Below are 11,719 nucleotides of genomic sequence, written 5' to 3' on the forward strand. Positions count from 1 at the left end.
TTTAGAAAGATAAAGGACTAAAAAATGAAACAAATATTATATTTCATATTAATATTATTTGTATTCCCTACTCTTCACGCACAAGAAGTGAAAGTAGCAACTAGTACAAAAAACATAAAGATAGGAGAACAAATAGAGTATAAAATATCTGTACAAGCTCCTGCCGATGCCACTGTGGTATTCCCTGAAGGTCAAACTTTTGGAGCTTTGGAAATGGTAAAAACTAATCCTACCGATACCTTGAAAGAGGCAGGTAAATTCCGTTTGGAAAAAGCCTATTACCTCACTCAATTCGACGAGGGTAAATACACCATCCCACAACAAAAAATACAGATTAGCCATAAAGATTTTTATACTGATTCACTACTCGTAGAAGTACATAATGTAGCCGTAGATACGCTCAAACAGCCTTTATATGACGCTAAACCTATTGCCGATGTAACCTCTCCCTCCTCTTCTCTCCTTTGGCTATGGATTGTTTTAGGTATAGTTGCTCTTCTTTTAACTGCTGCCGCTTCATACTTTTTTGTATTTCGCAAGAAAAAACTATCCGCTGAAGAAGAACGTAAAAAACTACTTCCTTTCGAACGTGCTATTCAGGATTTAAAAGATTTACAAAATTCTAAATACCTTATAGAATCTCAACACAAAGCATATTATACACGACTTACAGATATTGTAAAAGAATATTTGGAAGACGAGGTACACATTTTAGCTAAAGAAAGTACTACCGATGAACTCTTAGCTAAAATCAACGATTTACAACAAAATGGAAAATTACATTTATCGGCAGAAACTATCAGTAACCTCAAACGCGTATTACAAAATGCCGACTTGGTGAAATTTGCTAAGAGTAAACCTTCTGATAGCAACGCTGAATACGACCGTGAAACTATTGAAAATGTAGTTATCAAAACTAAGGAGGCCATCCCTATAGTAGTTGCAGAAGGAGAAACCCCTGCTCAAGACGCTTTTGTGATGAGTGTACTAAAAATAAGAGAACGTAAGAAAAAACGCAATCGCATAGCCTTGATAGCTTCCCTCTGCTTTATATTGTCAACTCCTGTACTCCTTATTGGATATAATCTATTGAAAAATAAATATTTCAATACTTATGCAAATATCAATCGCAGTGAGTGGGTAACAAGTGATTATGGCTATCCTATTACTGAACTTACTACTCCTGAAGTACTCATTCGTAAGCAAATAGTAGATATTACCGAATACAAATCTATCATAGATAAACAATATACGTTCTATTATGGTAGTATTAATTCGCCTCTCTACATAATGACGAATATCATTACTTTTAAAAAAGATACTCAAAATACAACACCTCAACAAGAAGGACAAGACGGCGGACTTACTTTAGACCCGAAAAAAGTGAATGAAATTGTGCTTTCACAATTAGATAAAGCTAAGGCAAAGAATATTTCTACCTTGGCAGAAGAATATACCTCGCCCAGTGGTGCTAAAGGTATGAAAGTATTTGGTAAAATGAGTATTCCTGATGAAAAAGGCAATTATTTTAATGCTTTGTATGAACTCTATAGTTTTACTGAAAATGGAGCTTTGCAACAAGTACTTATCACTCATATAGACGAACCTAACGCCGAAGAAATAGCTCAAAGAGTTATCAATTCTATAGTTTTTAAAACAGAATAATATGCTTAAAAATATTACATTTGCGAATCCTCAATTCTTTTGGTTACTGTTAGTTTTACCCCTAATGGTAGCTTGGTATGTGTATTGGAATAAAAAATCTAAACCAAATGTCACTTTATCCTCTACAATCGCCTTTAAAAAGATAAGTTCGTGGAAGGATTACTTATACCATTCTCTTTTTGCTTTACGCTTATTGGCTGTTGCTTTAATTATTATAGCTTTAGCACGCCCTCAAACGCATTCTGAAAATGCACAAACTAAAATTACTGATGGGATAGATATTGTAATGGCAATAGATGTTTCATCGAGTATGCTTTCTCAAGACTTAAAACCTAATCGTTTTGAAGCCTTGAAAAAAGTAGCCTCCCAATTTGTAAAAGATCGTCCTAACGATCGTATCGGCTTGGTGGTATACGCTGGTGAAAGCTATACCAAAACACCTGTAACTACTGATAAAGGCATCATTCTTAGTTCTTTAGCTGAACTTACTTATGGACAAGTAGAAGATGGTACTGCTATAGGTATGGGGTTAGCAACTGCTGTAAACCGTCTTAAAGAGAGCAAAGCTAAAAGTAGAGTGATTATCCTCCTTACCGATGGGGTAAACAACACAGGAGTTATCGACCCGCTTATTGCTGCTGAATTAGCTGCTGAATATGGCATCAAAGTGTATACAGTAGGCATTGGCACGAATGGTATGGCACTTTCGCCTTATGCTCTCAACCCCGATGGCAGCATAATGTACCGGATGCTACAAGTAGAAATAGATGAATCCTTGATGAAAAAAATTGCACAAATAACTCACGGACGTTATTTCCGTGCTACTAACAACCAAAAACTCCAACAAATTTACGACGAAATCAACAAATTAGAAACCTCTAAAATTGAAGAGTTTAAATACACTGAAGTAGACGAAAAATTCCGCTTGTTAGTAATCATTGCTACTGTACTATTGTTAATTGAATTCCTTTTAAAACACACTGTTTTTAGGAATGAAATATAATACAAATGAAAAAAAAAGAAAAAGTAAAATTCATCATTGATACACTTGAAAGTATCTATCCTGAAATCACTATACCTCTACAGCACAAAGACCCTTATACTTTACTAATAGCCGTACTCCTATCGGCTCAAACTACCGATGCTCGTGTGAACCAAATCACACCTATTCTATTTAGTAAAGCTGATAATCCTTATGATATGGTACTGCTTTCGGTAGACGAAATACACGAAATTATCAAACCATTAGGGCTTGCTCCTATGAAATCTAAAGGTATTCACGGACTTTCACAAATACTCATTGATAAGTACAATGGCGAAGTCCCTCAAACCTTTGAAGCCTTAGAATCTCTTCCCTCTGTAGGACATAAAACTGCTAGTGTTGTACTTGCTCAAGCTTTTGGCATCCCTACTTTTCCCGTAGATACTCATATACACCGGTTAATGCACCGCTGGAAACTCTCCGATGGTAGTTCGGTTATACAAACTGAAAAAGATGCTAAACGCCTCTTCCCTAAAGAGAAATGGAACAAGTTACACATACAAATCATCTTGTACGGACGTGAGTATAGCCCTGCACGAGGTTGGGATATAGAAGAGGATATCATAACCAAAACCATCATACAATCAAAAAAATGAATTTACAACAGCGAGACGAAAAACATTTGTGGCACCCGTATACCCAACATCAAACGGCTGCCAAACCCCTCGGAATTGTGAAAGGAAAAGATGCCCTCCTTTGGGATGAAAACGGCAAAGAATACATAGATGCTATTGCCAGTTGGTGGGTAAATCCTTATGGACATAGCAACGAGCGTTTAGCTCAAGCTGCCTACAAACAGCTCACTCAATTGGAGCACGTACTTTTTGGAGGCTTCACTCATCAGCCTGCTGTAGAACTTGCTGAAAAACTTATCAGTATTTTGCCTAAAAACCAGCAAAAGGTATTCTTTTCCGACAATGGTTCTACTGCCGTTGAAATAGGCATTAAAATGGCATTACAGTATTTCTTCAACAAAGGTGAAAAACGCTTTACTGTAATTGCTTTTGAAGATGCTTTTCACGGCGATACCTTTGCCGCTATGGCTGCCTCGGGTATTTCTTTTTTCACCGAAGCCTTTAAAGAACACTTACTCAAAGTAGTTCGTATCCCTTTACCTAAAAAAGGAAGTGATGAAGCGGCTAAAAAGCTAAAAGAAGTGATTGCTGAACATCACCCTGCCGCCTTTATATTTGAAGCCTTAGTACAAGGAGCCTCAGGAATGCAAATCTACGAACCAGAAGCCTTAGACGAATTGATTCACATCGCTCAAGAAAATGGCGTAATTACCATCGCTGATGAGGTAATGACAGGCTTTGGGCGTACAGGGCGCACTTTTGCTTCGGACTATCTCACTCACAAACCCGATATTATGTGCTTATCAAAAGCACTTACGGGAGGAACTATCCCATTAGCGGTAACAACAGCTACGCAAGAGATATTTGATGGCTTTTATAGTGAGGACGTAAATAAGGCTCTCTTCCACGGACATACCTTTACGGCAAACCCTACAGGATGTGCCATTGCCTTAGAGGCTATTCGCATTTTAGAAAGTGATGAAATGCAAGCTAATTTACAGCGCATTGCATCTCGTCATCAGGAGTTTTTAGCTCGTATATCTAAATATTCATCGGTGGAAAATGCACGTACTTTAGGCGTTATTTTAGCTTTCGATCTCAAAACTACTCAAAATACCGATTACTACGGTTCGTTTAGAGATAAATTATACAATTTCTTTATCTCTGAAGGCGTGATATTGCGTCCAGTGGGTAACATTATCTACATTTTACCTCCTTACATCATCACCGATAAGCAATTAGACCGAGTGTATGATGTTTTAGAGCAAGCAATACAAAAATTCTCTAATCAATAGATGCACACTTTGCCAAAGGAATTATTATTTAATATAAGAAACTCCTTTGGCAAAGTCTTTTTGTGTATCATTTGTTTAAGTGAAAAAAAAAGAGTATTTTTGCCGCCGAATTGTAACATTTTTTTTCATTCAATGAAAATTAAATTCTATTTTTTAATAGCTACTCTTGCTATACTCCAAAGCTGTAAGAAAAATCCTGCTTCACACCCTGATTCATCACTGAGAGAAAATGGTGAAGAAATTTATACTGAAGCTCTTACTATAGCAGTAGATACTACAGCTGCTACTTTTGAAAATCTTCCTATCTTGGATACTCACTACAAAAAAGGTATCCAATCTGAAACTTATACCTATTATATACAAAATGGAGGCAAAACACGTTGGCTCTACCAAGATATTCCTTCACGCTTGTTTAAAGAGTATCTTTCTGTTCTAGACAGCGTTGCTAATGATGGCTTAGTACCTGAAACTTATAGACGTACTGCGCTAAAAAAAGCAGTAGATAGTAGCTATGCTCACCAGTTATCCGATGATTACAAAGCTTCTTTAGACAAGGAAATCACTGCCTCATTCTTATTGTTTACCAAACATCTCACCAGCGGTAGATTTACGAGAATTGCTTATGGCAAACACACTTGGCGCAAACCTAAATATGATGCTCAGAAAAATATCAACCTATTATTACATATAAGTGATAAAACTTCTTTAGCAAGTGTTATTACTCCTCTATTTCCTCATAACAAGCAATATGAGCAAATGAAAGCACTCTACAAGCAGCTCAAACAACAAGTAGTTGATACTTTTATTACTGTTGATTTTCCTGCAAAGGATTTTGTATATGGCTACACTGCTCCCATAGTGGTACAATTGCGCAACAGCCTTAAACAAAAAGGATTCGAAGCAGCCCCTGAAATTGAGGCTCAAATGGTAGATAGTACTCTTATCAGAACAGTACAGCGTTTCCAAAAAAGCAACGGACTCACAGCTGATGGTTTATTGGGAAAACAAACCCTTTATTTCCTAAATATGAACAAAACTCGCGAACGTGATTTGTTACAACTCAATATGGAACGTATGCGTGTGTTCAACAACGATTTAGGTGAACACTACGCTTTGGTGAATATCCCCGATTTTAAGCTATCACTCTTTCACAAGGACTCGTTGCAATTCCAAACACGTGTAGTTGTAGGTAGAACAGAAACCTCTACCCCTATTTTTACTGATACCATTCGCTACGTAGAGTTCCGTCCTACGTGGTCGGTACCACAAAGTATTATCAAAAAGGAGATGTTGCCACAAATCATATCACAAGCTGACCCTGAAAAATACCAAAAAAGAGGCTATACTATGTATGAAAAGGGTAAAAAAGTAGATCCTACAACCATTGATTGGACAGACCCTTCTGTTCACAAACGCGGTTTTCACTTTGTAGAAGCTCCATCAGCTAATAACTCCTTGGGATTAGTAAAATTCATACTCACTAATGATATGAGTATTTACCTGCACGACACTCCCTCTAAATATTTCTTTCAGCGTGATGATCGCGCCTTAAGTCACGGTTGTGTGCGTGTGCAAAACCCTAATGAATTAGCTTATCATCTATTAAAAAATGAAGCTACTGAAACACCTTGGACTTTAGAAAAAGTAAATGAAGCAATGAATGGAAAGCGTTCTCAATATCGCATTGCTTTAAAAACGAAGTACAAAATAAATATTCTTTACTACACCGCTTTTATAGATGAAAACGGCGAATTGACCTTAAAAAACGATATCTATGATCTCGATAACGAACAACTAAAAGAAATAAAGCGATTTGAAAGTTAATCTTTCAAATCGCTTATTGCTTTTTTCAATTCTTCTGATGCCTCTACTAAAGGCAAACGCACATAAGGTTGGCATAAACCTTTAGCGGCTAACATAGCTTTAATTCCTATTGGATTTCCTTCTTTAAAAGCTAATGTTGTTCTAGGGAGCAATTTATATTGAAGTTTATTAGCCTCAACTGTTTTTCCTTGTCGTCCTAAACGCACCATTTCTGAAAATTCTTTAGGATAAGCAATTCCTATCACCGAAATAGCCCCACTACCTCCCATATATACTGCTGGCAAAGTAGTAGCATCATCACCAGAGAGCAAGATGAAATCCTTAGGCATATCTTTGATGATATTCATATCAAGTAACAAATTACCCGAAGCTTCTTTAATCGCTACAATATTCTGGAAATCATTTGCTAAGCGCACAACAGTTTCAGCTGTCATTGATACTCCTGTACGACCTGGTACATTATATAAAATAATAGGTAGAGGGCTTTCTTTAGCGATAGCTGCAAAGTGTGCGTATAAGCCATTTTGTGATGGTTTGTTGTAATAAGGCGTTACCGATAAAATTGCTACAAAAGGTGATAAATCGGTTTGTTTGATTTCATCAATCACATTTTGGGTATTGTTCCCGCCTATACCTAAAACCAAAGGTAAACGCCCTTTATTAGCTTTGATAATCGTTTCGCGTACAATGCGTTTTTCATCTTTAGTAAGTGTTGGGGCTTCACTAGTAGTACCTAGCACTACAATAAATTCAACTCCCCCTTCGGTTACATAGTCCACAATGCGGGTAAGAGCTTCGGTATCCACCTGATTGTCTTTTGTGAAAGGTGTAATGAGAGCTACACCTGTTCCTATTAGTTGGTTTGTCATAACTTTTTATTTATGAATAATGGTTCCTAATACTTTTTTTACTTCTTCAGTAAAAATCTTTTCTTCAGTCAGCTTACAAGCAATAGTAATATCGTTGTATTGCATATCAATTCCTTGAAAGCCTATTCGCAGTTTAGCTCTAATAGATGAGGAAAGTAAGAGTAAGGGCAATTTAGGCTCATTAAAGTAATTAATGAGCAAATCGTATTCTTGTTCTGCCAAACGATCAGCGTGATAATTTCTTATCTTTCCTTGCCAATTAATTTCTTTATCTACTAAAAAAGGTACTCCATTAGTATGAGTCTCTTCCGAATTGCGCTTGTATCCTAAAACAATATAGTTTTCAGGACGTATGGAATAGTGTTTCATCAGTTCTAACAATGGGTTTACTTCCTTCACTGCATCCATATCCACAATACAGCCTACTTTCACTAAGTCGCTGTCTAACCTTTTGTTATATTTTTCTAAGGCTTTAAAATTCTTGCGAATTTTATTTTTTAGATAAAAATTTTTTATAATGTCCAAAATATATTGTAATTTTGCGTGTGATTGCAAAGGTAAAAATAATTTTTAAATTAAAAACATATTTATGAGAAAGTTTGACATAATGAAGCATTATTTTTTTGTATTATTTGTAACATTCGTTTTTTTAGCTTCTTGTACCCCTGCTAAATACACTGTTACAAAAGAACGTGGCAAAAATATTCCTATTACTGAATCTATATCTCAAAAAACTGATATAGATAACTTTATAAGCCCGTATAGAGAGCGTATCAAAGCGGAAATGTCTACAGTTTTAGCCGAAAATGCTCGCGATTTAGTAAAGGATAGAAAAACCACCTTGCTTAACACTGGAATTAGCAATTTTATGGCTGATGCTACCTTTGAAATGGTATCCGAGGCATACAAAAAACGCACCGGCAAGGAGGTTGATTTTGTGATGCTCAACTGGGGAGGTATCCGCTCCGATTTGCCTAAAGGCACCATCACAATGGAATCAGCATTCAACCTGATGCCTTTTGAAAATGAGGTAATTGTACTCACTATGCCAGGAACTAAAGTAAAAGAACTCGCCGATTACCTCATACAACACCATCTCCCCCACCCTCTTTCTAAACAAGTGTCGTTACAAATCACTAAGGATGGTAAAATCACGCACTTCACCATTAATGGACAACCTTTTGACCCTAACAAAACTTATGTAGTTGTCACTTCCGATTACCTATACAATGGAGGCGATGAAATGTACTTTTTTAAAGGTGCTTTAGACGCTGATAAAATAGGCTATAAACTCCGCAACGTACTTATTGATTACTTCAAGAAAATAGATGTTTTAAACGCTACTGAAGACCATCGTTTTGAATATAAACCTTAATATATTATGGAAAGAAGAACTTTTTTAAAACATATAGGCGCTTCCTCTCTATTGGTAGGGATGGGAGGATTAGGTTCCTTATCAATGAAATCCGCTAATACCAAACAAATTACTATCTTGCACACTAACGATGTGCACAGTCATATCGACCCACTACCTGCTACCGACCCCTTTAGTCCTAACAAAGGAGGGGTAGCACGCAGGGCTGTCCTCATAGACCAAATACGCCAAGAAAACCCTTATACTCTCCTGTTTGATGCGGGTGATATTTTTCAAGGTACTCCTTATTTCAACTTCTACGGAGGTGAATTAGAGTTCAAACTGATGTCAATGCTCAAATACGACGCGGCAACTCTTGGCAATCACGATTTTGACAATGCTCTCGAAGGTCTCTATGCGCAATTACCTCACGCTAAATTCGATTTTATCATCTCTAATTATGATTTTAGCAATACCATTTTAAATGGACATACACTCCCTTATAAAATTTATCATCTTAATGGTATTAAAATAGGTGTTTTTGGTATAGGAGTAGAACTAGAAGGCTTAGTTAATAAACAGATGTACGGCGAAACTGTATATCTCAACCCTATAGAAGTTGCGCAAGATATGGAACGCAAATTGCATAACGAGGAACATTGTGACCTCATTATCTGCCTTTCACACATAGGCTATGAATACAAAGATAATCCTAATAAGGTGTGCGACCTAAAAGTGGCAGCACAAACATCGTATATCGATTTGATTATTGGCGGACATACACACACTTTCTTGCCAAAACCTACTTTGGTAACCAATCGCCGTGAAAAAACAACTTTAGTAAACCAAGTAGGATGCTATGGTATCAATTTAGGGCGTATTGATTTCTTTTTTGAAGATGAAAAGCTGGTGAAAAATAAATCTGTTAGCATTGAAGTTTAATAAGTTAAAAAATATTTAGCAAAAAAGTTAGGCTTTTTTTTGCATATTCAAAAAACTTATGTACCTTTGCACCCGATTTAAAAAGCAAGCCTGAGTGGCGGAATTGGTAGACGCGCACGACTCAAACTCGTGTTCTTCGGAGTGAGGGTTCGATTCCCTCCTCAGGTACAACAAAAAAAGCTATCCTAATAGGATAGCTTTTTTTATAACAATTAACTTTCAATACAATGAATATCCATTTTATAGTAGCCCCCAGCACTCACTTGCGCCCCTTGATGATGGCTCTAAATGAACGGCATCACATCACTACCTTACCAGAAGAATTGTCTTCTGAAATTCATTATGTAATTGCTGATCCTCACCTATCACCTACTCACCCCGATTTGTTATTGGCTCAAAACTTAGGGCTTTCACCTATATCACCTAATGCTTTTCTATATGAATATTTCAAAAATAAAACCCGTGTAGTACTCAGTGGTGATAAGGGTAAGAAAGAGTGTTTGGCACGTGTGCTACACACTATGGATTTTTATAACCAACCTTTGAGTTATTGTTTAGAAACTCCTATTAATGGCAAACAAGTACATTTTGTAGATACCGAATTTGTTCTTTTTGAAGGAGGAGACAACAGTGCCGCGCTACATCCTACCATTGCCCTCATCAGTGATATCAATAATGAAAAAGTAGAAGAATATCACAACTTTATAGAATCGATTACTAAAGGAGGTATACTTATTTACAACGAAGAAGATGAAGCTCTCAAAACACTTGTAGAAAACAACGAGAGGGCGATACGTAAAATGGAATACCGCACCCCTCTATTTGAAACGCACAATGGCGAAACTTTTCTTATTACTCTCGAAGGAGAATTGCCCTTAGGCGATGCTTCGGCTACCCAAATAAGCTACATTGAGGCTGCTAAATGGGTATGCCAAAATATGGGCATTGATGAAACTGATTTCTACGAAGCTATGGTGAGTTTCTAATCCTATTGGAGTTCATTAAGCACGGCTACTGTATGGCAAGCTACTACGGCTGCTGTTTCGGTACGCAAACGCGTATCACCCAATGATATAGGCACAAACGCCTGTTGTAAAGCGGTGTTGAGTTCAGTTGTTGAGAAATCACCTTCAGGACCTATTAGTACTGTGATACGCTCAGGGAACGGAGTGAGTGTTCGTGAGAACAACCGCTTCTCATTTTCGTAACAATGGGCTATATATTTAGCTGAAGTATCTGTCTTTATCACTTTAAAAAACTGAGTTGATGCAATAGGAGCATTGAGTTTAGGCAAATAACATTGCAGCGATTGTTTCATCGCCGAAAGAAGTATCTTCTCAAAACGCTCTACTTTAATAGTCGTACGCTCAGAATGTTCACAAATAATAGGTGTAATTTCATCTACCCCTATTTCAGTAGCTTTCTCTAAAAACCATTCATAACGTTCATTCATTTTGGTAGGAGCTACTACCAAGTGTAAATAATAAGAACGCGGTGATTGGGTAGTGCATTTCAGTATTCTTACTTCGCATTGTTTAGGAGACGCAAAATCTAATTGTGCTTCAAAAAGTTGTCCCTTACCATTAGTAATATGTAACACATCACCTACTTTTTTGCGCAATACCTTTACTATATGCTGACTTTCTTCCTTATCAAAAAAGCAATTTGTACTATCTAATTGCAGTGCTGGGTGATAAAATAATTGTATACTCATAGTTTAATTTTCTTAGAAATCATAAGCATTTTTCGAGGGCAAAGATACTACAAATTAAAAAAAAATACGTTTTTTATTTTGTAATTATAAAATTTAACTTACTTTCGCCCCGTGAAAAGTAATATTAATATGAAACGCGTAATAGTAGACTACAACAAACTAACCAATGAGATTCTCTCTATGTTAGTAGAAAAATACCCTGATGGGTATACTGATGCAGATGTAATTCGTTTTAAAAACGCCAAAAATGAGACCGTTGATGCCTTAGAAGTACGCACCGAGGACACTATCTATTTAGTGAAAGTAAGTACTCGTTTAGCCGATACAATGGAAAACTTCGACGAGGACGACGACTTTATGAACAATAATGACGATGAAATAGGGGTAGGCGGTTTAGACATCCCCGACGATTCTTCATTAGACGACGAATAAAAATACT

General features: G+C 36.7%; 12 protein-coding genes and 1 tRNA gene. 10 read left to right on the forward strand and 3 right to left on the reverse strand.

The genetic code is table 11. The features are described 5' to 3' along the window. Window positions 1-24 precede the first annotated feature (24 nt). The 5 genes from CGC57_RS01885 to CGC57_RS01905 all read left to right on the forward strand — a co-directional run bounded on the left by CGC57_RS01885 (window position 25) and on the right by CGC57_RS01905 (window position 6,401). A complete protein-coding gene (locus CGC57_RS01885) occupies window positions 25-1,665 on the forward strand; it encodes a hypothetical protein (protein WP_095897734.1) in 1,641 nt (546 codons plus the stop codon). Between the two features lies 1 nt (window position 1,666). Beyond that, window positions 1,667-2,668, forward strand: coding sequence for a vWA domain-containing protein (locus CGC57_RS01890; RefSeq protein ID WP_095897735.1), 1,002 nt, complete (start codon window positions 1,667-1,669; stop codon window positions 2,666-2,668). Window positions 2,669-2,673: 5 nt separating this feature from the next. Beyond that, window positions 2,674-3,303 (forward strand): endonuclease III domain-containing protein, encoded by a 630-nt coding sequence (locus CGC57_RS01895; RefSeq protein ID WP_095897736.1) that lies wholly within the window; start codon window positions 2,674-2,676, stop codon window positions 3,301-3,303. Then, window positions 3,300-4,577 (forward strand): adenosylmethionine--8-amino-7-oxononanoate transaminase, encoded by a 1,278-nt coding sequence (gene bioA / locus CGC57_RS01900; RefSeq protein ID WP_095897737.1) that lies wholly within the window; start codon window positions 3,300-3,302, stop codon window positions 4,575-4,577. The genes CGC57_RS01895 and bioA overlap by 4 nt, the downstream gene beginning before the upstream one ends. A 132-nt stretch (window positions 4,578-4,709) precedes the next feature. Beyond that, window positions 4,710-6,401, forward strand: coding sequence for a L,D-transpeptidase family protein (locus tag CGC57_RS01905; protein ID WP_095897738.1), 1,692 nt, complete (start codon window positions 4,710-4,712; stop codon window positions 6,399-6,401). On the opposite strand, the gene dapA is transcribed toward CGC57_RS01905, so the two are convergent. Both dapA and CGC57_RS01915 read right to left on the reverse strand, forming a co-directional pair. Further along, a complete protein-coding gene (gene dapA / locus CGC57_RS01910; RefSeq protein WP_095897739.1) occupies window positions 6,398-7,270 on the reverse strand; it encodes a 4-hydroxy-tetrahydrodipicolinate synthase in 873 nt (290 codons plus the stop codon). The genes CGC57_RS01905 and dapA overlap by 4 nt on opposite strands. Before the next feature lie 6 nt (window positions 7,271-7,276). Next, entirely contained in the window at window positions 7,277-7,795 is a 519-nt protein-coding gene (locus CGC57_RS01915; RefSeq protein WP_375712059.1) for a DUF6913 domain-containing protein, read from the reverse strand. Window positions 7,796-7,859: 64 nt separating this feature from the next. Between CGC57_RS01915 and CGC57_RS01920 the strand changes: the two genes are divergently transcribed. The 4 genes from CGC57_RS01920 (at window position 7,860) to CGC57_RS01935 (ending at window position 10,552) form a co-directional block, all read left to right on the forward strand. Next, window positions 7,860-8,645: a 5'-nucleotidase C-terminal domain-containing protein gene (locus tag CGC57_RS01920; RefSeq protein ID WP_095897741.1), complete on the forward strand. Its 786-nt coding sequence runs from the start codon at window positions 7,860-7,862 to the stop codon at window positions 8,643-8,645. Window positions 8,646-8,651: 6 nt separating this feature from the next. Beyond that, the gene (locus CGC57_RS01925; protein WP_095897742.1) at window positions 8,652-9,566 is read left to right on the forward strand and encodes a bifunctional metallophosphatase/5'-nucleotidase; all 915 of its coding nucleotides are present in this window, start codon (window positions 8,652-8,654) and stop codon (window positions 9,564-9,566) included. An 88-nt stretch (window positions 9,567-9,654) separates the two neighbouring features. Then, window positions 9,655-9,734: transfer RNA gene (locus CGC57_RS01930), tRNA-Leu, on the forward strand. 59 nt (window positions 9,735-9,793) lie between these two features. Beyond that, on the forward strand, window positions 9,794-10,552 hold the full coding sequence (locus tag CGC57_RS01935; protein WP_095897743.1) for a Mur ligase: 759 nt from the start codon (window positions 9,794-9,796) through the stop codon (window positions 10,550-10,552). A gap of 2 nt (window positions 10,553-10,554) precedes the next feature. Here CGC57_RS01935 and CGC57_RS01940 read toward each other — a convergent pair whose 3' ends face one another. After that, a complete protein-coding gene (locus tag CGC57_RS01940; RefSeq protein ID WP_095897744.1) occupies window positions 10,555-11,280 on the reverse strand; it encodes a 16S rRNA (uracil(1498)-N(3))-methyltransferase in 726 nt (241 codons plus the stop codon). Window positions 11,281-11,409: 129 nt separating this feature from the next. On the opposite strand from CGC57_RS01940, the gene CGC57_RS01945 reads away from it, so the two are divergent. After that, window positions 11,410-11,712, forward strand: a complete 303-nt coding sequence (locus CGC57_RS01945; protein ID WP_002681550.1) for a hypothetical protein — start codon at window positions 11,410-11,412, stop codon at window positions 11,710-11,712. Window positions 11,713-11,719 lie beyond the last annotated feature (7 nt).

Source organism: Capnocytophaga sputigena (assembly GCF_002302495.1).
In the GTDB taxonomy this organism is placed as follows: domain Bacteria; phylum Bacteroidota; class Bacteroidia; order Flavobacteriales; family Flavobacteriaceae; genus Capnocytophaga; species Capnocytophaga sputigena.

Excerpts from the sequence above, each read along its gene's own strand:
- CGC57_RS01935 (WP_095897743.1), top strand. The coding sequence starts at position 9,794 with ATGAATATCCATTTTATAGTAGCCCCCAGCACTCACTTGCGCCCCTTG.
- CGC57_RS01895 (WP_095897736.1), top strand. The coding sequence starts at position 2,674 with ATGAAAAAAAAAGAAAAAGTAAAATTCATCATTGATACACTTGAAAGT.
- CGC57_RS01925 (WP_095897742.1), top strand. The coding sequence starts at position 8,652 with ATGGAAAGAAGAACTTTTTTAAAACATATAGGCGCTTCCTCTCTATTG.
- CGC57_RS01945 (WP_002681550.1), top strand. The coding sequence starts at position 11,410 with ATGAAACGCGTAATAGTAGACTACAACAAACTAACCAATGAGATTCTC.
- CGC57_RS01940 (WP_095897744.1), bottom strand. The coding sequence starts at position 11,280 with ATGAGTATACAATTATTTTATCACCCAGCACTGCAATTAGATAGTACA.
- CGC57_RS01890 (WP_095897735.1), top strand. The coding sequence starts at position 1,667 with ATGCTTAAAAATATTACATTTGCGAATCCTCAATTCTTTTGGTTACTG.
- CGC57_RS01905 (WP_095897738.1), top strand. The coding sequence starts at position 4,710 with ATGAAAATTAAATTCTATTTTTTAATAGCTACTCTTGCTATACTCCAA.
- CGC57_RS01885 (WP_095897734.1), top strand. The coding sequence starts at position 25 with ATGAAACAAATATTATATTTCATATTAATATTATTTGTATTCCCTACT.
- CGC57_RS01920 (WP_095897741.1), top strand. The coding sequence starts at position 7,860 with ATGAGAAAGTTTGACATAATGAAGCATTATTTTTTTGTATTATTTGTA.
- dapA (WP_095897739.1), bottom strand. The coding sequence starts at position 7,270 with ATGACAAACCAACTAATAGGAACAGGTGTAGCTCTCATTACACCTTTC.
- bioA (WP_095897737.1), top strand. The coding sequence starts at position 3,300 with ATGAATTTACAACAGCGAGACGAAAAACATTTGTGGCACCCGTATACC.